The sequence below is a fragment of the Desulfoluna sp. CLI2B genome (assembly GCF_056847375.1).
The window spans coordinates 4,077,240-4,096,818 of record NZ_CP186557.1; the positions used below are offsets into that span (position 1 = coordinate 4,077,240).

A 19,579-nucleotide genomic window follows, 5' to 3' on the forward strand; every position below is an offset into this window, starting at 1 on the left:
ATCGAAAGCTGATTGCCCTTGCGTTTAGTCCCTCGTTCCTCGGGCCAAAGCGCAAGGGCCTTCGGCCCGGGCTTCGCCCGACAGAAACGCTGATGGTTTGTGCGGGCTGGCTCACACGCGTCGAAGAAACAGGATACGTTGTCGCTATGTGCCCACTGGCGATTTAACCGCACGGTCTCCGGTAACACGGGCCGATGCCCCAGCTTGGCTCTGGCCTCACCCTTCCTTCCCCGGGGTAAGGCCCATCACATGAGTTCATAAGTTGCACCCGGCGTTTTTCCAACAGCTGTGCCGCTCATCTTTACACCCTGCCAATCCTCCTGACAGACAAATCCCGCAGTCACCCAGACCACATGCCGTACGCCTCGATTAGCCCCTTATTTCACGTCACTTCCATCCGCAGAAGCCATGCCCGCCCTTGGTATGCAACTTGCTCACTGGTCAATCGTGAGACATGAAAGAAATGATGATTGACCATGGGAGAGATACACATGCCAAAACAGCTTACCATCAGGCAAAAAGCGGTCGTCCTGCTCATCGGTATAACGGTGGGCGTGTCCATTATCTGCATCCATTCCAACCTGGCCATGGGTGGAATCGTTGCCATCGACCAAACCCTGGGACTCCTGGAGGGAATGAACACCCGCATCCTGGAGTGCAGGCGGCAGGAGAAAAACTTTCAGCTTCGCGGGTTCAAAGCCCATGGCAAGGACACAAGAAACTCCCTGGAAAAATGGGAAGCCCACTGCAAAGACCACCGGACGTTGTGGGACGTGCAGGCCGCACGGTGCCTGCGGTGTACCGGGCCCCCCTTGCCCGGGCAACAGGGGAGATTCATGCCTACATCACCGATTTCCGCCATTTGACCACCCTTTACGGCACCCCGGATTACCAGGTGCGAAAAACCGAGCTGGAACCGGTCATGGTCGCCCATGCCCGGTCCTGCCAGACGATCACAGGCGATATCGCAGCACAGGAAAAAAACCGAAAGCAAACCCTTATCACGCGATCCAGATGTTTGAACCTGGCCGTGGGAATCGTGGTCATCTCCAGCCTGGTGCTTTTGGGTAGCGTTCTCATCAAAAAACTGGTGCAGCCGGTGCGGGTGCTCTCCGGGGCGCTGGAAGACATCGCCTCAAAGGACGGCAACCTCACCGTCCGCCTCCCCGTGAAAAACCGGGATGAGATCGGCAAACTGGCCCACTGGTTCAACGTCTTTGTGGGCAACATCCACGCCATTGTCGGCGAGGTGTCCAGGGAGACAGACGCTCTGGTCTCTGCCTCGGCCAATTTGGACGCCATCTCCGGTACCATGACCCGCAGCGCTGAAAGCACCGCCAACCGCTCCGGCACCGTTGCAGCGGCAGGGGCCCAGATGAGCGCCACCTTAAGCGCCATCGTCACGGCCTCCGAAGAGGCCACCGCCAACCTCACACGGGTGGCTGCGGCCACCGAGGAGATGCAGGCTGCAATGGACAACATCGCCTCCAAAACAAAAAAGGCGCGCTCCATTTCGGAACGCGCCGTATCCACCGCCGGATCCTCTTCCTCAAGGATCCGGGAACTCACCCAATCGGCCACGGACATCAGCCACGTGGCCGAAACCATCACCGAAATATCCAACCAGACCAACCTCCTGGCCCTGAACGCAACCATCGAAGCCTCCAGGGCCGGTGCAGCGGGCAAAGGGTTTGCCGTGGTGGCCAATGAAATCAAAGCCCTGTCCAAGCAGACCGCCGAAGCCACCCTGGGCATCCACGATCACCTGTCGGGCATGCAAAAAACCACCCGGATCACGGCAGAGGGCATCGAAGACATCGCTCAAATTATCCACGACATCGACACCATCATCTCCGACATCGCCGCTGCCGTGGACCAGCAGTCCGCCGCCACCCGGGAGGTTGTGGGCCGCCTGGCCCGAACCTCCGGACGCATTGAGGGAGTCAACGGCAACCTGGCCGAAGGCACCATCGCCGCCCAGGAGATCGCAGGGGATATCTCGGAGATCGACGGAGCCTCCCGGGATATCCTTCAAACAGCCGTCTCCGTGGGACGGGACGCCGATGCCCTGGCAGACATCGGCACTCGCCTGGATCGCCCACATCAGCATATAAAAAACGGTAACTATTCAGTTTGCCTTTTCGGCGGGTCACTTTTTTGAAAAAAAGCTCCGCAAAAAACTTTCCAAATACACCCGCCCTTTGTTTTGATCGCCCTTCGGGGCGATCAAAATAAAGGCGGGGCTGCAAAAATAACGAATGTCTTTCGGCGAAGCCTGGAATGATTTTTTTAAGACCTGTTTGTCAAACTTTTCAAAAGTTTGGCCCCCGGCAGGGCCGCCGGAGGCATGCTTTTTCCAGAAACATTGACCATAGACGGCACATCATTACGCCTTAAACCACCAGCGCTGGGCACATCGGAACCCGTCCAGCTCCCAGTTCACCGCCGGCTTGTTGAGCCCGATCTTGCTGCTTGCAGCGGCAATGTCCATGCCGAAGACCGGAATGATGACCCCGCCTTCGTCCCTGACCAGACGCTGCATTTCTCCGTACTGCTGCTTTCGCCTGGCCTCGTCGAGTTCGCCCCTGGCCGACACCAGGAGTTCGTTGAACCGCTTGTGCTTCCAGTTGGTGTCGTTCCACGCGGCATTGTCGGCATAGGCGGTGGAGAACATCATGTCCTCGGTAACACGCCCGCCCCAGAAGACGGCGCAGAAGGGCTTCTTGAGCCAGACATTGCTCCAGTAACCGTCGTTGGGCTCACGCACCACGTTCAGATCGATGCCTGCCTTTGCCGCGCTCTCTTTGAAGAGAACCCCGGCATCCACGGCACCGGGAAAAGCGGCATCGGCCACGTGAAGGCCCACCTTCAGGTTGTCCATCCCCGCTTTCTTCAGGTAGTGTTTTGCCTTGTCCGGATCGTACACCCGCTGGGGCAGGTCCCCTGCGTGATACCGGTTGCCGGTGCTGATGGGGTGGTCGTTGCCCACCACGGCGTACCCGCGGAACACAGTCTTTACCAGCTGCTCACGATCCACGGCGTGCTTCAAAGCCATGCGCACGTTGTTGTCGGCATAGGGCGCCGCGTCCGTGTGCATGGCAAAGGTGTAGTGCCTGTAGCCCGTCTGCTTGATGAGCTGAAGGCCGGGCGTGCGCTCCAGGAAGCGAAGGGTCTTGAGCTCGCACCGGTTGATCAGATCCACCTGACCGGTTTTCAGGGCGTTGGTGCGTGCGTTGATGTCGTTGATGGCAAGGGTCTCCACTTCGTCGAACCAACCCCTGTCGTCCCGGAAGTAATCGGCATTTCGCACAGTGAGGCTGCGGACCCCGGGCTCAAAGGCCTTGAGGCGATACACGCCGGTGAAGATCCCGTCGGTGCCGTCGTGGCCTTCGGGGACGATGACCAGGTGGTAGTCCGTAAGGATGTAGGGGAAATCGGCGTTGGGGGAGGCAAGCTCCATGCGCACGGTGTAGGCATCCTCTTTGACGATCTTCTTAATGGGCTTCACAATGGCCTTGGCCGCTGAGGTGCTCTTCTCGCTCCGATGCAGGTTGATGGAGTGGATTACGTCATCGGCGGTCATGGTCTTGCCGTTGTGGAAGGTCACCCCTTTGCGCAGGCGGAACACCCAGGTGGCGGCATCGGCCGAGGCTTCATAACTCTCGGCAAGCTCGGGAACGGCACGCCCTTCGTTGTCGATCTCCATGAGGCTGTTGCCCAGCTGCCCGTAGACAAGGGTCTGGATCATCATGTCCGTCATCACCGCGGGTGAAAGCGTATCCGTGGTGGAGGCGCCCCCCATGCCCACGCGCAGGCGACCTCCCCGCGTGGGTCCCTGTGCGGCCTGTGCCCCCAGGGGAAAGATGGACGGAACAACGGCCAGGGCAAGCCCCAGTGTTGCTGTGCGTCGCATGAACTCTCGGCGCGAGATGCGCCCCTTCTCCAACTGTGTTTCCAACTCCTTTAATGCATGCATACGTCTTTACAGATTCCTTTCTCCGGTGCGTATCGCACCGGGGTTGACGGCGCTGCCGAAAGCCAACGCCTGAAACATGAGTAAAGGTAACGGTTCAGCTCAATCTGCCTCAGACAGCCGGAAGGACCTTCACAGCGTGTGATGTGATATCCCGTAGTGCGCTTGCGCCCGTTTACTGCAAAGCCCAAAGTCTCTTTGCCTTCCTTCTGGTCACCCCGGATATGGCTTTACATAACCGTTGCGGTCCTTCGGCGGTGCGCAAGCACCGCCTGCCTCACATGCCCGACACCCGGTTAGGTTGCGGGCAAAAACGGTACCAAGAAAACGCTTCAGGCCGACTCCGCGTTCATGCGTATCGAGCCATCGTTTATGATAAGGGCTATGCCCTAAAATATTTTGGCACCCACCGGAGGCAGGCTGAATAGTTACGTTTATTTTGCCCTAAGCCACGCTCCCTTCGAGGTAGTTATCCAGCCAGTCGGTGTCCATCTCCGGCACGGAAGCAAGAAGTTTTTCAGTGTAGGCATGGTGGGGCGGGCTGAGGACGTCAGCCCGCGGGCCCTGCTCCACGATGCGACCTTTGAGCATCACAACCACCTCGTCGGCGATAGCTTTCACGGTGTTGAGGTCGTGGGTGATGAACAGGTAAGCGACGCCAAGCTCCTTTTGCAGTCGCCGAAGGAGTGTCAGCACAGACTCGGCCACGAGCTGGTCCAGGGCCGAGGTCACCTCGTCGCAAATGATGAGATCGGGCTCAGCCGCCAGGGCCCGGGCGATGCAGACCCGCTGTTTTTCCCCGCCCGAAAGCTCGGAAGGGTAGCGTTGCAGGTAGGCCTCGGGAAGCTCCACCATGGAAAGCAACTCACAGACGCGATCTCGCACCGCCTCCTTGTCCATACCGAAATAGAAGACAAGGGCATGACGATGATTTCAAGGAGTGTCTGGCGCGGGTTTAAGGCCACATCGGGCATCTGGTAGATCATCTGGAGACGCCGTAAGGTCTCCCGGTCCCGTTGGGCTGTTTTGGGCTTGAGCAGGTCCCCCCCGAACCGGATCCGCCCCTTGGAAGGGGGCAAAAGGCCGGTGATGACCCGGGCCAGGGTGCTCTTGCCGCTGCCCGACTCCCCCACCACGGCCACGGTTTTTTGCCGCTCCACGTGAAGGGAAATCTCCTTGAGTACCCGCTCCCCTTTTTTGTACCCGGCGGTGATGCCGTCGACCTTCAAGAGCGTCTCACCGGCTTTCTTTCCTTTTCGGTTTTTTCCTTTGTCCAGGCGCACGGAAATGAGATCCCGGGTGTAACTCTCTTTGGGGGCGTCCAGAAGGGCTTCGGCCTCCCCCTCCTCCACGCGGTTCCCATCTTTAAGTACCATGATCCGGTCCGCCATCTGGGCCACCACGGCCAGGTCGTGGCTGATGTAGATGGCGGCCGTGTTCTTGTCGCGGATCACGTCCCGGATGGCGGCCAACACCTCGATCTGGGTGGTGACATCCAGTGCCGTGGTTGGCTCGTCAAAGATGATGATGTCCGGGTCTGCGGCCATGGCCATGGCCACCATGGCCCGCTGGAGCTGCCCCCCGGAGACCTGGTGGGGATACCGGTGCCCGATCTGGTCCGGCTGGGGGAGGTTGAGGCGATCGTAGAGCTTCACCGCCTTCTCCTCGGCACGGGATTTTCCTGCGATACCATGCTGGAGGGGCACCTCGGTGAACTGTCGAATCAGGGTATGGGCCGGGTTAAAGGAAGCTGCGGAACTCTGGGCCACATAGGCGATGCGGGGCCCCCAGAGTTTTCTCCGCTTCGACGGGGACATGGCCATGAGGTCCATGCCGTCAAAGACGATGGAGCCTTTCGTCACTTCGCACCCGGAGCGAATGTACCCCATGGCCGCCAGGCCCAGGGTGGATTTTCCCGCCCCGGACTCGCCGATGAGCCCGAGCACCTCCCCCCGTTTGAGGGTGAGGTCGATGCCGTGGATGATCTCCTCCCGACGCTCCCCCTGGCCCCCTTCAATATGGATATCGGTCATGGTGAGCAGACCGTTTTTCTTCTCTTTCTTCTGTGTTGCCATGTGTTGTCTCCTTTACTGCGCTGATTTGCCCTGCCTGTTGAGAAACCAGTCCACCACCAGGTTCACCCCGATGGTCAGGACGGCGATCACCGAAGCGGGCCAGAGGGCCACGGGGATCCCGAAGGTGATGGCCCCAGCGTTTTCCCGTACCATGCTCCCCCAGTCCGCGGCCGGTGGCTGAAAGCCAAGGCCCAGGAAACTCAAGGCGCTGATAAAAAGAAACACAAAGCAAAACCGCATGCCGAACTCGGCGATGAGGGGCGGCAGGGTGTTGGGCAGTATCTCCCGGCGCATGACCCACCAGAGCCCTTCGCCGCGCAGGCGGGCGGCCTCCACATAGGGCATCACCTCCACGTCCATGGCAACGGCCCGGGCCAGGCGAAACACCCGGGTGCAGTCCAGCAGGGAGAGGACCACCACCAGCACCGTCACCGAAGTGCCCATGACAGACAGCACCATAAGGGCGAAAATAAGGGGAGGAAAGGCCATGACGATATCCACGAGTCGCCCCAGGACCTGGTCCACCCACCCTTTCAAGGTGGCGGCGGCAAGGCCCAGAAACGTACCGGAGACAAAAGCAATGAAAGTGATCAGAAGGGCGATGCCGATGGTGTTTCTCGCGCCATAGATCAGGCGCGTCAGCATGTCCCGACCAATATGGTCGGTGCCCAGGAGATGGCCGGGCCCCATGGAGAGCCACACATCCCCCACCACCTCCGTCTCGCCGTAAGGAGCCACATAAGGCCCCACCAAAAAGACAAAAAGATTCAGCGCGATGACCACCACCCCGAACAGGGCGCTCGGCGGCATGCTCTTCAATGTATTTAAAATCTGTTTCATATCCCCCCCTATTTCGGATGCCGCAGGCGCGGGTTGCTCACCATGGACAACACGTCCGCCGTCAGGTTCAGGCCCACGTAGGTCACGGCAAAAATCAGGCCGCTGGCCTGCACCACGGGCAAATCGCGCTTGGAGACAGAGTCCACCAGGAGCTGTCCCAGCCCCGGGTAGACAAAAACCACCTCCACCACCACCACCCCCACCACCAGGTAGGCAAGGTTCAGGGCGATGACGTTGATGATGGGAGCCAGGGCGTTGGGCAGGGCGTGGGCAAAGACGATCCGTCGCCGGGAGATGCCCTTGAGGCGGGCCATCTCGATGAAGGGAAGGTCCATCACGTTGATAATGGCAGCGCGGGTCATGCGCATCATGTGGGCCAGGACCACCAGGGTCAGCGTGATGCAGGGAAGGGTAATGGTGTGCAGCTTCACCGCCAGGGACATGTCGCGGGTCAGGGTGGAGATGCTGGGAAAAAGAGCCAGGTTAACTGAAAATAGCGTAATGAGAATGTAGGCCACGAAAAACTCAGGAAAGGAGATGGCGCTCAACGTGGAGATGGAGAGAAACCGGTCCATCCAGGTGTCCCGGTACAATGCGGCGAGCATGCCGAGGCAGAGCGCCAGGGGGACGGCCACCAGGGCCGTGGTCCCCGCAAGGAACAGGGTGTTCTTGAACCGCCACCCGATGAGATCGGCGATGGGTTTTCCGCTGGCAAGGGAGTTTCCGAAGTCTCCCCTGACCACCTCAGCCAGCCAGGTCCCGTATCGGACATGGGCCGGAAGATCGAGGTTCAGTTCGGCGCGAAAGGCCGCTACGGTTTCCGGCAGGGCGTTCTGGCCCAGGGCAAAAGTAGCACTCATTGGCGAGATCCCCGGGAAGGGCCTCCACACCGACAAAAATAAGAACCGAGATCACCAGAAGGGTCCCGATACCGATGGCCAGTCGCCGGGCCACCATGCTTACCATTGGATTGTTGATAATACCATTCATAACACGCGCCATACGACCACCACGATCCATCACCCTTTTTTTCATAACAAAGTGGTCGATGCATGACACAAGACCCGGAATCCACCGGACCTTCTCTCTCCTTTCTTTTATGGTTTCCAAAGGGAAGTCAGGGACTTCTCCTTATCGCTTATCTGTAGCCCGGATCCTGGAACAGACACCTCAAAGGCCCAAAAACCATCCACGCAAGCCGCCCCAGAAACAGGACGCAGGAAAACCGGAGGGACCCAACACCGCAACGACGGGTACTGTTCCCCAGGCTTTCGTGGAGATTTTGTCGCCTCCATAACTATAAACATTGATTTTTAAAATCTACTTAGTATACATAAAAGTTTATTCATTCACAAGGCAGGAACAAACACGCTCAAAAAGAAACCACTTGAACACATCTCCACCAAGGACGACCTTCTCCACCCAAAAACTCACGACGGCACACCCGGCGACAAATCGTTTTTGTCTTTTTTAACAACAACAAAAAGAAGGAAAAAAATCATGAGGAGGACAAAGGTGAGGGGAAAAACGAAGAAGGTATCCATGAAGAGGCGGTCTTGGAGGCCCTGGCCGGAGAGCCCGGGGGCGACGGAGACAAGGGAACGCCGCTCCATGGCGACGATCACGGCGTAAAGCAGGCCCAGGAAGCCGTAGGAGAGATTGTACGCCAGGCCTTTGAAACTGAGCACCGTGGCCCGGGTTTCAGATGGGGCCAGGCGGTTCAGGTAATGGCTGACGAAAAAAGCCACCATGCTCATGGCCCCGAAGAGAACCAGGGCGGGAACAATCCCCAGGTAAGGGGGAAAAAAGGCCATCCAGGCAAGGCTGGCAAGGGTAAGGACTCCCAGCACCATCAGGTTGTAGCGTGGGGATCGGGTCTCGGCCAGGTGACGGGAGATCCTGGGCACCACGATGCCCAGGGCCGCCACCAGGGCACCGATAAGGCCGAAACTCGCTTCGGGGATGCCGATGACCCGGTAGTACTGGCTTGCCAGGGTGATTACCATGCGCATCACCCCGTCGAAAATCAGGCCCGCCAGGATCACTGTGAGGGCAAAGGAGGTGGTCAGAATCCAGCGCCCAGCTTCCAGGGTCTTTGCAAAGGCCTCCGCCGTGGATGGCTGCTCCGTGTGATCCGGGTTGGCCGGTTCGGACATGGCCAGGGCACACCCAAGGGTCAGGATCCCGAAGACAAAAGTCAGCACAAGGGGAATGCGTAGGGTCAGGTCCTGGGTCACGGAGATCGCAAGGCCCAGAAAAGAGAAAACTCGCCCCATCACCTCAGGGTCGTACACCAGGCCGCCTAAGACCATGGCCACCACAAAGGCCACGGACTGAACCCGCATCTGGACCTCAAGCACCCGGCCCCAGTCCTCTTCCATCCCCTCTCGCTTGAGGGCATCATAGGCAAGGGCTTCGTCCGCCCCGCTGGCCGAGGCCTCGGCCAGGCCGCTCAGGACCCGGTTCACCAGAAAAAGAGAAAAGAGGAGCCCTCCGCCGCGGATGGGGGCCACGCACAGGAGAAAAAGTTCCACCACCATCATGGCCCCGGTGGCCACCAGCAGGCGTTTGCGGCCGAGGGTGTCGGCAAGGGCCCCGGAGGGCACCTCCGACACCACGATAACGCCGGCCCACACGGCGTTGAGCAGGGCAAACTGTGAAACGGTGAGGCCGAAGTCAAGGAAGAGAATCGAAAACACGGGGTAGTAAAAACGGGCGGTAAAAAAAACACGAAAGGCGATGAAAAGACGAACGTTTCTGACGGAAAATGGTGACCTGACCGGCACATCATGCATGGCACATCCCCCTTGCCCGGGCATTTCATAAAAGCGATTAAAAAAAGTTAATACGCCGCCATAACAATAACTTACCCAAACATTTCAAGACATTCAAAAGCCCAAAATACAATTCACCGTTTTAGGTCTGTAAACTATCAGGAATTGGGCGACCCATCGGCAATCCCCGGTTAACAAAGAAAAAAACAACCCGAAAGCCTTAGCCGGGGGAACCCACCCCCTCATGCGCAGGCAGGTGCTCCACTGAAATCCCAGGGATCCCTTTTCTTCCCAAGACGTTACAACGGATCGCAAATTCAGGAATCGAAAGCCTCATTGCGAGCATGCTCTTCCCTGTAAGAGCACAACCCGCTTTTTCCTTTTCAGGCACCCGGTCAAACCCTGGGTGTCAAGCCGTTGTCATTCCAGACAATACACATAAATACCTTTTAAAATCAAGCAGATTAGCTTTTTGTTATTTATCCCGTGTTCCGGCTGTGGTATGCATGAAGAGATGATAATTTCATCATTTTTTTCATTGTGTTTTACTTTGGAGAGGAACGCATCATGAACAAAATTCTCAGAATCGACACCAAGAGGAAAGAATTTTCCTATTCTGACCCGGACGACCGGTATGCCCTCCTGGGGGGGCGTGCCCTGACGTCCCGCATGGTCATGGACGAGGTCCCGCCGACGTGCCACCCCTTGAGTGCCGACAACAAAATCGTTATCGCACCCGGCCTGCTCTCAGGCACCACCGCCGCCAACTCCGGCAGGCTGTCTGTGGGCTCCAAGTCTCCGCTCACCGGCGGAATCAAAGAGAGCAACGCCGGCGGTCTGGTGTCCCAGAAACTGGCCCGCATGGGCATTCAGGCCATTGTCATCGAGGACAAACCCGAGGAAGCGGACTACAGCCTGATCCATATCACCAAAGAGGGGGTCTCCTTCCTCCCCGCCGATGACCTGGTGGGCATGACCAACTCTGAGGTGATCACCACCCTCTGGCAACGGTTCGGCGAAAAGGTCGGCGTGGCCTGCATCGGCCCCGCCGGGGAGCAGCGCCTCACCGGCGCCTCCATCCAGCTGGCCGACCCCAAGGGAAATCCTGGACGTGCCGCAGGGCGCGGAGGCCTGGGCGCGGTGATGGGATCGAAAAAGATCAAGGCCATGGTCATCGACGATACCGGCTGCGAGCGCGTAAAGCCCGCCAACAAGGAGGCCTTCTCCGAGGTGGCAAAAAAATGGGCCAAGCTCCTCACCAGCCACCCCGTCTCCGGTGAAGGCCTTCCCGGATTCGGCACCGCCATTCTCGTCAACGTGGTCAACGAAGCCGGGGCCATGCCCACCAAGAACTTCCGAAGCGGCCGGTTTGACAAGGCGGACAAAATCAGCGGTGAGATGATGGCCGAGCTCATTGAAAAACGCGGCGGCATCATCAAGGAAGGCTGCCACCCGGGCTGTGTCATCAAGTGCTCCCAGGCCTACCACGACAAGAACGGGGACTACCTCACCTCCGGGTTCGAGTATGAAACCGTATGGGCCTTCGGCGCACACTGCCTCATCGACGACCTGGACGCCATCGCCGAGATGGACCGCCTCTGCGACGACATCGGCCTGGACACCATCGACGCGGGCGTGGCCATCGGCATGGCCATGGAGGGTGGCCTCATTGAGTGGGGAGACAAGGCCGCGGCCATCGACCTTCTCAACAAGGTGAAAACCGGCGACCCCGTGGGCAAGATCATCGGCAACGGCGCAGCCTTCACCGGCCAGGCCCTGGGCGTGGACCGCATCCCTGTGGTCAAGAAACAGGCCCTGCCCGCCTACGACCCCCGAGCCGTCAAAGGCGTGGGCGTCACCTACGCCACCACCCCCATGGGGGCTGACCACACCGCAGGATACGGTGTCTGCCAGAACATCCTCAAGGTAGGCGGAGACGTAGACGCCCTGAAAAAAGAGGGCAACATCGACGTGTCCAAAAACCTCCAGGTGGCAACCGCCGTCCTGGACGCCGCAGGCCTTTGCATCTTTGTGGCCTTCCCCGTCCTGGACAGCGAAGAGGGATTCGGCATGATCGTGGACATGATCAACGCCCGCTACGACACCAACCTGACTGCCGACGACGTGCTGGCCATCGGCATCAACACCCTGGAGACGGAAAAAGCCTTCAACCGTGCCGCTGGCTTCACCAAGCACGATGATCGCCTGCCCGCCATGTTCAAGGAGAACCTGGAGCCCCACAACGTGACCTGGGACTTCACCGACGACGAACTCGACGGAACCCTCTCCTTCGGGTAGCCGAGGCACCTGACAACCGGAGAGCCGCGTCCTTCATCCATAAGGCGCGGCTCTTTGTGTCAGGGCCCCATGGAACCACACCACAGACACGATGAGCCTATGAAACTTGAACTCAAACTCTTTGCCACGCTCCGGCCCTACCTGAAGGGCACCTGTGAGGACGGCACCCTGGAGGTGCCGGACAACACCACGGTGGCCGATGTCATCAAGCTCCTGAAGCTCCCGGAGGAGCAGGTCCGGCTGATCTTTGTCAACGGCAGGCACGCGGACCGGAACCGGGAGCTATGCGCCGGCGACCGGCTTGGCATCTTCCCCCCGGTGGGTGGCGGGTAAGCCCAGGGGGCATCCTTGCCAGGTATGCCAGGGAGAGCTGTATTTCTTTGTTTACGTCCCCGGGATGCCGCCCTGCCTGTTTGCTCATTCATATCAACACCATGCACGCGCCCGATTCCAGTCTGACCCGATCATTTTTACGCGAATGTTTATACGCCGCCGTAAAAATAGGGTATACTGCCCTGAATTGGTATGTCTTTTCAGCAACGTCCGTTTGACCCGCACCCGGAGATTCTGTTATGCCCAAGTCCCCCTTTGATCAGCCGTCGTTTTTCCAACACATGCCCCCGGAGATCCCTCTGGATAAGTGGCAGCGCCTCGTGGACCTCATCGCCGTCATCTACAAAGCCCCCGGTGCCTGGTTGATACAAGCCAATGAAGCGGGAATGGAAACCCTGCTGGCGGACAAGGGGCCTGAAAATCCTCTGAAACCCGGTGATGCAGTGGCACAGGACGTCAATATCTACTGCCGCCATGTCATCACCCGGAACAAAGCCCTGTACGTAAAAAACGCCGTCCACGACGACTGCTGGGCAGACAACCCGGAGTTCACAGAATACGGGTTCAAATCCTACCTCGGGGTTCCCATCCAGTGGCCTGACGGTACGGTCTTCGGCACCCTCTGCACCATGGACACCATGGAGACAGACCATCCCCATGAGTATATCGAGCTCATGCACCAGCTGAAGCATGTCATCGACGGAGACCTCAGCCAGCTGGTCACGACGCGCAAACTCCATGAACTGAGCCTGAAGGATGAGCTGACCCAGCTCAACAACCGCCGCGGCTTCATGGACCTGGCCCGAAAAATGGTCCAGCTGGCGCGCCGCAACGGTTTCTCCATCGCCATGACCTTCTTTGACCTCAACGGCCTCAAAAACATCAACGACACCGCCGGACACCAGGCTGGCGATCGCCTCATCCGGGCCTTTGCCCGGGCCCTCATGGAGGCCACCCGCATCGAAGACTGCGCAGCCCGCATGGGAGGCGATGAATTCGTGCTCCTGGCCCTCCAGAAAACCCTGCCGGAAACCGACATGCTGGTCAACCGGATCCGCCGGTCCTTTGAGGCCATCCTGGAAGGTGACCCCGACATCAAGGCCCCCTCCTTCTGCTTCGGGACCCGGACCTGCACGCCTTCAGAGCCTTACACCATCGACTCCCTGCTTTTGGAATCCGATGCCCTCATGTTTGAAGACAAGAAGCGGTTCAAAGAAGAAAACAGGGAATAGGGAATAGGGAATAGGGAATAGGGAATAGGGAATAGGGAATAGGGAATAGGGAATAGGGAATAGGGAATAGGGAATAGGGAATAGGGAATAGGGAATAGGGAATAGGGAATAGGGAATTTTAGCCAAAAACAGGATGGATGCCAGAAAAAACCGACCCGTTGGGCCGGTTTTTTTATGCCCACCGACGAAATCGGTGACCCGATTCCAGAGGCCACGCGAGTGCGCCGAAAACATGTGTGTGATGACGGCCGCCATGCATTCGCCACAAGGTTTCAAGGTGCCCCATCTTACGCCGGAGATGATGCGTGTCGTTCCTTTATTCCACCTCTTTGCGACAAAGCAGATGCACATAGCGTCCCATGGAGGCAAAGGGCTCTTTGCGGCAGTGGGCCCGTTCAATCTCCAGGGTGTCTTCGTAGCTCCGATCCTTCAGGACATCCTTTCGCATGTATTCGGTGAACACCCTTACCCCGGTTTTCCGAAGCACGGTAAGCCCCATCCCGGCCACCCACGTCTCCACCTCTGAAGGGTCCAGGGGGTGAAGGGGGGTAAAGCTCCGGGAAAATCCGCCGAACTCACCGGACATCACCTTGCGGAAGTTGCCGAGGATGGCGTTGCGATGGATAAGGCAGTTGACGTTGTAGAACATCAGGGAAAGGGATCCCCCCGGCGCCAGAGCTTTCACAAGCGCTTCCAGGGAGGTTTGAGGCTCCACCAGCCACTCCAGGACGGCATGGAAGAGAATCACATCAAAGGCCCCGTTCTTTCCGTTGATGAACTCCTGAAACGGCCCGTGGTGGAAAGTGCAACGCTCGGTCACCCCTGCCTCCGAGGCCATGGTGCCCGCAAGCGCCAGCATCCGCTCAGACAGATCACAAAAATGCACCCGATGCCCCTTTGCAGCCAGCTCGCAACCCATCTGGGCCATGCCGCAGCCCGCATCCAGAATCTCCAGGGGCCGTTCTCCGTCGTAGTAGGCCGGCAGGCTCCTGTGCAGGGCTTCGGGGAGGGTGAAAACGGTTACCGCCTTGGCGTGTGGTGTTCCCAAAGCGATCGGCCAGGTCGTCAAAATTTCGGTCTTCTCTGGGGTGGCTGTCGTCCATGGGTCCTGTCCTGTGGGTTGGGGTCTATCCTTTCCGGTTATCCTGCTTCCAGATACACCCATTCCCCCCCAAAGTCGAGGCGAGGGCCCCAAAAAAACACAGGGGCCCCCAGGAAGCGCCGGGGGCCAACGCATGTAACAATCCAGTTGCCTTCTATGGTTAAAGTGGGCAAGAAAAGCCTGCCTCCGGCGGCCAGGGGATTTTTGCCTAAGTGGCTTCGCCACCCCTGGACCCCAGGTTGCGAATGCCCTTTCCCTTCGTTCCTCAGGGTGAGGACATTCGCGAAGGTTTCTGGATAAGTGAGCAAGACCTGTTTACCAAACTTTTCAAAAGTTTGGCCCCCAGCATGGCCGCCGGAGGCGTCTTTAACCTGGCTGCCTCCGGCGGGTCGCTTTTTGAAAAAAGCTCCGCAAAAACTCTCCGGTAATAAAAAAGAAGAGAGCTATGCCTTGTAGGGACGCACCCTCAAAAAACAAAACCTGTTCATCTAACTTTTCAACAGTTTGGCCCCCGACAGGGCCTCCGGAGGCAAAAATCTAAGTGCGTTGGCCCTGAGGAAGCACCCGGGAGGACTTGCGCGCCGCTGGTTGAGCTGATAGGGTACATTTCTTTTTTTACCCGAACCCACAAGGAACATCCCATGCTCACCGTCGTTGCAGCCCTTATTCGCCAAAAAGGAACCATTCTTGTTGCGCGGCACCGACCCGGCACCCGCCATGGGGGCCGCTGGGAATTTCCCGGGGGAAAGGTTGAGGACGGAGAGACCCCGGAGGAGGCCATTGTCCGGGAGATCCGTGAGGAACTGGGCATCCGTACATCGGTCGTAACCTACGTCGGGGAGAGCATCGCCCACACCGGCACCGCCAACATCCGCCTGCTGGGCTACGAGCTGGAGTGGGAGTCCGGGGACCTTGCCCCCACAGACCATGACCGCATCGACTGGGTACGCCCCCGGGACCTTCTCTCCTACGACCTCCTTGAGCCCGACCTGCCCATTGCCAGACGATACATGCAGCGCGAGGAATCCCAAGCCAGGTGAAAAAAAGTCCCCCTATTCCGTATCGCCTGTTCTGTGCAAGCCAGCGCACCTTGTTGTGTGAGGTGGCCTTCTCCTTTTCCATGCCCTCCGAGGGCCACGGCCGCGTCACCATCACCCTCACCTACCCCGATCCGTCTTCAGGCGGTGCCACCCGACGCCACGCCCAATCCCAGAGCTGGTTCACAAACAACCGGAATGAGCTCCTCATGTGTGTGGGGCGATTTTCCCTGCCCGATGCTTTAAAACGACGCGGCATCGGCTCCTGGATCTGGTCGCGCCTCCACGGGCACCTTCCCGCCGACGTGCGGGAGCGATTGATCCTCACCGGATCCCTCTCCTCCACCGACGCCCTGGTCCCGAAGACCGATGGCAACGGCCGCCCCCTCTTGGGCTCCGAGGGGCCCCTTTTCATGAACCAGGTGGCCCTTCGCAATCGGTTCTGACTCGGTCCGTTGCCCCGTTGAGCCCCGGCAAACCGGCTCTCTGGTGCGACCCTGAAGGCAACGGTGCCTTCAGGGGCCGGTTCAAAGATCCCCATGGGGGCCGGGCCTGCCCACGGATCGTCTCCTCTCCCCGCGCATAAAAAAAGGGTGCATGAAAAACGTGTCATACACCCCTTGATCATGGGGCGACGCCATGGAAACGAGCTGTCACGGCGTCCGCCTTGTCTATTTGTTATCACGTTTCTATCATCAATTGTCCGAGACGTGGTTCCTGTTGAACTCGGTCTCCACCATTACCCCAAACTTGTAGGCTTCATAGCCCTCGTTCTGGGGCAGCAACGCATACCCACCAACCCAGGGGCTTTCCTCGGCCAGCTCCTCAAGGCGGCTGTAAGTCTGCTCGGCCTCAAGGGTTTCATCATGGTTTTTTGCCACGTAATTCTTGGGGATAAAAACCCGCCGCTTGGTGACGCGCAAATCCCCGCTCGCCATCTTCTTGGCCCGGACTTCCACCACACGGCCCTCGCCGTTGGTTGAAGTCGGCTATCCCGCGACCCGTTCAAGGGCTTCGTTGCCCAGAGCATACAGGTCGCTGCCCGGTTCGGCGACCCGTCCGTACGTAAAATCAAACAACCCGGCAGAAACCGGTCCGGCCACCAGGGTGGCCGCCGTCACCACCAGGGCCACAGCAAGAAAACGGGTCACACATCGTTTGAGAGCTTTCATTTTTTTGCCTCCATTTGGCTCGCTTGTGCCGACATGCATGCCGACGAGATCATTGAACGACCCAGGCAGGATGCGCAGGTCGTTGGGGTTGCCGACCTCGAAAACAGAAGGAAGCCCGCACCATTACGAATGACCACTGTTGCAAGAACAGCTCAATCGGGGAGAAGTCTGGTAAGTATGACCGCAAAGAAGAAAGATTTGGAATGAATGGAATAAAGAGAAGGATATCAACAGGGCATCATCAGATGGACTCCCTGGATTGAATTTTAGTTTACTATACCATGCCGTGAACTGGAGGTTCAAGCCCATTGAAATCAATCCGTTACAAAAAAACAAACCCCCGTCGCAAAAGCCCTGCCGGCGTTGCGAAAGACACTGTCCCGCACCGGGCGCCCCAAAGGGTATAAGGTGAAAAAAGCCCCTGCGACCCGCACTTTTTTCCATGGGCACCACTCTTTTCGTTTGACGAACAAAGAGCAATCCCATTAGCATTTCCGGGACAACACACAGCGCCGTCCCATGCCGTGTAGCTCCCCCTGTAAGCATGCAGGACAGCGCACCTTTTCAATGCCACACCCCACCCAACCACCGACGGATACGGAGACCGCCATGGAACGACTCACGTTTAGCTGCGACGGACGCATCGGCCGACTCACCCTCAACCGGCCGGACAAGTACAACGCCTTTGACGAACAGATGGTCCGCGAAATGGAGACCCTTTTCGCAGAGCTCATGTACAACGAAGAGGTGGGGGTCCTCATCCTCGACGGAGGTGAGGCCAAGGGTTTCTGTGCAGGCCTGGACATGCAGGGATACGGCCCGGAGATCTTTGCCATGCGCCCTGTCGACGCCTACAACGCCCAGGCACGCATGAGCCGCCTGATGCTGGCCATGCGCCGCATCCCCCAGCCTGTGATCTGCTGTGTCCACGGTGCCGCCGCAGGCATCGGGTTTTCCCTGACCATGGCCTCGGACATCCGCATCCTCGCCGACAATGCCCGCTTCTCCGCCGCCTACATCAATATCGGCTTAGGGGGTGCGGACATGGCCTCCAGCTACTTCCTGCCCAGGCTCATCGGCTCGGGCCGGGCCAACGAGTACCTCCTCACCGGCAACTGGATGGGCGCAGAAGAGGCCATGGCCTTAGGCTTTGCGAGCCGCCTGGTCCCCAGGGAGACCATGATCCCCACCGCAACGGAGCTGGCCACCATCATGCTCTCCAAAAACCCGTTGGGCATTCGCATGACCAAGGAGGCCATCAACGCCAACATCGATGCGGGAGGCCTGGAGGCCTGCCTCCAGATGGAGGACCGCAGCCAGATGCTCATGGCCTTTGCCATGCACAACCCGAACCAGTAGCCACAGGAGACACCTGCCATGACCCCGGTTGTAATGTACGAAAAAAAAGGAGCCGTGGGGCTCATCACCCTCAACCGCCCCGAACGCCGCAACGCCATCACCCAGCAACTGCTCACGGAGTTGTTCGACTGCGTGGAAAAGGGCGATAACGACGATGACGTAGGCGCCCTGGTCCTTTGCGGGCAGGGGACCAGCTTCTGCTCGGGCATCGACCTGGACTGCCTGGCCACGGACAACCTGGTCAACCCCAGGGGAGACGGAAAAGACATGGTGGACGTGTTTCAGGGGTGTACCACTCCGGTCATCGGAGCGGTGAGCGGATACGCCGTCACCGGAGGCTTTGAGCTGGCCCTGAACTGCGATTTCCTCATCGCAGACGACACAGCCTGCTTCATGGACACCCACGCCAAAATCGGCATCCACCCCGGCTGGGGCATGACCCAGCTCCTGCAGCAGGCCGTGGGCCGGAGGCGGGCCCTTCAGATCTCCCTGACCTGCGAAAAGATCCCGGCGGAAAAAGCCTTTGGCTGGGGCCTGGTCAATGAGGTGGTGCCCCGGGAGGCCCTGCTTACCCGTGCCCTGGAGCTTGCGGAGCGCATCGCCTCGGTAAACCGTGCCATGATGCACACCGTGAAAGCCTTTATCGAAGTCCAGAGCGGCGCCCATGTGGACGAGGGCCTCGCCCGGGAAAAATCGGCCTTTAAAAGCTTCGCGTCCAAAGCCCTGAAGTGTTGACAGGTTGCGCTTGCCCATAAAAAACCCGTGGACCAGGGGTTCACGGGCAAAGGGCATGCCGTGCCGTTTATCGTTCCGGGTGAAACCGCATCAGAAGGGCTGATAAAAGCCCATCAGGGCCGGTAGGATTCTATTTTTTCCAGGGTTCCGGCCTTGAAATAGAGGATATACATGTACCCGCTGATGGGGCCGTAGACCCACCGTTCGATGTTGAGCTCCATTTTACCCGTGGTTTTGCCGACAATCTCCCTGCTGGAGGGCTCGCCGCAATTGTTCAGGATATCCACATCAAGCATCCCCGGCTTGACGATGGTGGACCCGCACCGAAATGAACTGGCGGCAACGGCCGGTAGTGCCGACGCCAGCAAAAAAGCGGCAACAAGGGCAACCGCCAGACTTTTTACTCGTATCATGTTCGCTCCTTATACAGGTTTATGGGGTACCACAGGCGTCTTCGAGGGTTGCCCCATATGCAGGCACAACTCGAAAAAAAGCCATGACATTCCTATCTGACATCGGCAGACAGGCGAATCGACCGGACACAACTGAAAATGCATAAAAAACAGACACAAGAAAACGAAAAGCTCGAAAGATGAGTCTTGAGGGGGAAGAAGGCACCCAATCACCTTTTCATGATACCAGCACCTGA

Annotated in this window: 19 protein-coding genes; 9 read left to right on the plus strand and 10 right to left on the minus strand. The window is 58.6% G+C overall.

Going from position 1 to position 19,579, the window contains the following annotated elements; all coding sequences use genetic code 11:
- The first annotated feature begins 491 nt into the window (after positions 1–491).
- Complete coding sequence (locus ACOYW2_RS19060; protein WP_482767582.1) at positions 492–866, plus strand: hypothetical protein; 375 nt, start codon at positions 492–494, stop codon at positions 864–866.
- Positions 797–2,161: a methyl-accepting chemotaxis protein gene (locus tag ACOYW2_RS19065; RefSeq protein ID WP_482767583.1), complete on the plus strand. Its 1,365-nt coding sequence runs from the start codon at positions 797–799 to the stop codon at positions 2,159–2,161. The genes ACOYW2_RS19060 and ACOYW2_RS19065 overlap by 70 nt, the downstream gene beginning before the upstream one ends.
- Before the next feature lie 225 nt (positions 2,162–2,386).
- Here the strand turns inward: ACOYW2_RS19065 and ACOYW2_RS19070 are convergent, their stop codons facing one another.
- The 6 genes from ACOYW2_RS19070 to ACOYW2_RS19095 form a co-directional block, all read right to left on the minus strand.
- Positions 2,387–3,913 (minus strand): ABC transporter substrate-binding protein, encoded by a 1,527-nt coding sequence (locus ACOYW2_RS19070; RefSeq protein ID WP_482767584.1) that lies wholly within the window; start codon positions 3,911–3,913, stop codon positions 2,387–2,389.
- Positions 3,914–4,417: 504 nt separating this feature from the next.
- Entirely contained in the window at positions 4,418–4,804 is a 387-nt protein-coding gene (locus ACOYW2_RS19075; RefSeq protein ID WP_482771058.1) for an ATP-binding cassette domain-containing protein, read from the minus strand.
- Positions 4,702–6,048, minus strand: coding sequence for an ABC transporter ATP-binding protein (locus ACOYW2_RS19080; protein ID WP_482767585.1), 1,347 nt, complete (start codon positions 6,046–6,048; stop codon positions 4,702–4,704). The genes ACOYW2_RS19075 and ACOYW2_RS19080 overlap by 103 nt, the downstream gene beginning before the upstream one ends.
- A gap of 12 nt (positions 6,049–6,060) precedes the next feature.
- Positions 6,061–6,888, minus strand: coding sequence for an ABC transporter permease (locus ACOYW2_RS19085; RefSeq protein WP_482767586.1), 828 nt, complete (start codon positions 6,886–6,888; stop codon positions 6,061–6,063).
- 8 nt (positions 6,889–6,896) lie between these two features.
- Positions 6,897–7,748 carry an ABC transporter permease gene (locus tag ACOYW2_RS19090; RefSeq protein ID WP_482767587.1) on the minus strand — a complete coding sequence of 284 codons (852 nt, stop codon included), beginning with the start codon at positions 7,746–7,748 and terminating at the stop codon, positions 6,897–6,899.
- A 570-nt stretch (positions 7,749–8,318) separates the two neighbouring features.
- Entirely contained in the window at positions 8,319–9,683 is a 1,365-nt protein-coding gene (locus ACOYW2_RS19095) for an MFS transporter (RefSeq protein ID WP_482767588.1), read from the minus strand.
- Between the two features lie 546 nt (positions 9,684–10,229).
- Between ACOYW2_RS19095 and ACOYW2_RS19100 the strand changes: the two genes are divergently transcribed.
- The 3 genes from ACOYW2_RS19100 (at position 10,230) to ACOYW2_RS19110 (ending at position 13,525) form a co-directional block, all read left to right on the plus strand.
- A complete protein-coding gene (locus tag ACOYW2_RS19100) occupies positions 10,230–11,960 on the plus strand; it encodes an aldehyde ferredoxin oxidoreductase family protein (protein WP_180140037.1) in 1,731 nt (576 codons plus the stop codon).
- 99 nt (positions 11,961–12,059) lie between these two features.
- Entirely contained in the window at positions 12,060–12,293 is a 234-nt protein-coding gene (locus ACOYW2_RS19105) for a MoaD/ThiS family protein (protein ID WP_482419558.1), read from the plus strand.
- Between the two features lie 239 nt (positions 12,294–12,532).
- Positions 12,533–13,525 carry a sensor domain-containing diguanylate cyclase gene (locus tag ACOYW2_RS19110; protein WP_482767589.1) on the plus strand — a complete coding sequence of 331 codons (993 nt, stop codon included), beginning with the start codon at positions 12,533–12,535 and terminating at the stop codon, positions 13,523–13,525.
- Between the two features lie 316 nt (positions 13,526–13,841).
- On the opposite strand, the gene ACOYW2_RS19115 is transcribed toward ACOYW2_RS19110, so the two are convergent.
- On the minus strand, positions 13,842–14,594 hold the full coding sequence (locus ACOYW2_RS19115) for a methyltransferase domain-containing protein (protein ID WP_482767590.1): 753 nt from the start codon (positions 14,592–14,594) through the stop codon (positions 13,842–13,844).
- Positions 14,595–15,268: 674 nt separating this feature from the next.
- On the opposite strand from ACOYW2_RS19115, the gene ACOYW2_RS19120 reads away from it, so the two are divergent.
- Positions 15,269–15,667, plus strand: coding sequence for a (deoxy)nucleoside triphosphate pyrophosphohydrolase (locus tag ACOYW2_RS19120; protein ID WP_482767591.1), 399 nt, complete (start codon positions 15,269–15,271; stop codon positions 15,665–15,667).
- Positions 15,664–16,110, plus strand: a complete 447-nt coding sequence (locus tag ACOYW2_RS19125) for a hypothetical protein (protein WP_482767592.1) — start codon at positions 15,664–15,666, stop codon at positions 16,108–16,110. The genes ACOYW2_RS19120 and ACOYW2_RS19125 overlap by 4 nt, the downstream gene beginning before the upstream one ends.
- Positions 16,111–16,359: 249 nt before the next feature.
- On the opposite strand, the gene ACOYW2_RS19130 is transcribed toward ACOYW2_RS19125, so the two are convergent.
- Together ACOYW2_RS19130 and ACOYW2_RS19135 are read right to left on the minus strand one after the other, a co-directional pair.
- Positions 16,360–16,626 (minus strand): hypothetical protein, encoded by a 267-nt coding sequence (locus ACOYW2_RS19130; RefSeq protein WP_482767593.1) that lies wholly within the window; start codon positions 16,624–16,626, stop codon positions 16,360–16,362.
- A gap of 27 nt (positions 16,627–16,653) precedes the next feature.
- Positions 16,654–16,836 (minus strand): hypothetical protein, encoded by a 183-nt coding sequence (locus tag ACOYW2_RS19135; RefSeq protein WP_482419564.1) that lies wholly within the window; start codon positions 16,834–16,836, stop codon positions 16,654–16,656.
- A 609-nt stretch (positions 16,837–17,445) separates the two neighbouring features.
- Here ACOYW2_RS19135 and ACOYW2_RS19140 point away from each other — a divergent pair.
- The gene (locus ACOYW2_RS19140; RefSeq protein ID WP_482767594.1) at positions 17,446–18,195 is read left to right on the plus strand and encodes an enoyl-CoA hydratase/isomerase family protein; all 750 of its coding nucleotides are present in this window, start codon (positions 17,446–17,448) and stop codon (positions 18,193–18,195) included.
- 18 nt (positions 18,196–18,213) lie between these two features.
- Positions 18,214–18,930 (plus strand): enoyl-CoA hydratase-related protein, encoded by a 717-nt coding sequence (locus tag ACOYW2_RS19145; protein ID WP_482767595.1) that lies wholly within the window; start codon positions 18,214–18,216, stop codon positions 18,928–18,930.
- A 113-nt stretch (positions 18,931–19,043) separates the two neighbouring features.
- Here the strand turns inward: ACOYW2_RS19145 and ACOYW2_RS19150 are convergent, their stop codons facing one another.
- Positions 19,044–19,343, minus strand: a complete 300-nt coding sequence (locus tag ACOYW2_RS19150; RefSeq protein ID WP_482417635.1) for a DUF2845 domain-containing protein — start codon at positions 19,341–19,343, stop codon at positions 19,044–19,046.
- Positions 19,344–19,579 lie beyond the last annotated feature (236 nt).

Coding starts and splice junctions, on each gene's coding strand:
- ACOYW2_RS19120 (WP_482767591.1), top strand. CDS start 15,269: ATGCTCACCGTCGTTGCAGCCCTTATTCGCCAAAAAGGAACCATTCTT.
- ACOYW2_RS19070 (WP_482767584.1), bottom strand. CDS start 3,913: ATGCGACGCACAGCAACACTGGGGCTTGCCCTGGCCGTTGTTCCGTCC.
- ACOYW2_RS19145 (WP_482767595.1), top strand. CDS start 18,214: ATGACCCCGGTTGTAATGTACGAAAAAAAAGGAGCCGTGGGGCTCATC.
- ACOYW2_RS19085 (WP_482767586.1), bottom strand. CDS start 6,888: ATGAAACAGATTTTAAATACATTGAAGAGCATGCCGCCGAGCGCCCTG.
- ACOYW2_RS19060 (WP_482767582.1), top strand. CDS start 492: ATGCCAAAACAGCTTACCATCAGGCAAAAAGCGGTCGTCCTGCTCATC.
- ACOYW2_RS19080 (WP_482767585.1), bottom strand. CDS start 6,048: ATGGCAACACAGAAGAAAGAGAAGAAAAACGGTCTGCTCACCATGACC.
- ACOYW2_RS19100 (WP_180140037.1), top strand. CDS start 10,230: ATGAACAAAATTCTCAGAATCGACACCAAGAGGAAAGAATTTTCCTAT.
- ACOYW2_RS19105 (WP_482419558.1), top strand. CDS start 12,060: ATGAAACTTGAACTCAAACTCTTTGCCACGCTCCGGCCCTACCTGAAG.
- ACOYW2_RS19090 (WP_482767587.1), bottom strand. CDS start 7,748: ATGAGTGCTACTTTTGCCCTGGGCCAGAACGCCCTGCCGGAAACCGTA.
- ACOYW2_RS19110 (WP_482767589.1), top strand. CDS start 12,533: ATGCCCAAGTCCCCCTTTGATCAGCCGTCGTTTTTCCAACACATGCCC.
- ACOYW2_RS19135 (WP_482419564.1), bottom strand. CDS start 16,836: ATGAAAGCTCTCAAACGATGTGTGACCCGTTTTCTTGCTGTGGCCCTG.
- ACOYW2_RS19150 (WP_482417635.1), bottom strand. CDS start 19,343: ATGATACGAGTAAAAAGTCTGGCGGTTGCCCTTGTTGCCGCTTTTTTG.
- ACOYW2_RS19140 (WP_482767594.1), top strand. CDS start 17,446: ATGGAACGACTCACGTTTAGCTGCGACGGACGCATCGGCCGACTCACC.
- ACOYW2_RS19095 (WP_482767588.1), bottom strand. CDS start 9,683: ATGCATGATGTGCCGGTCAGGTCACCATTTTCCGTCAGAAACGTTCGT.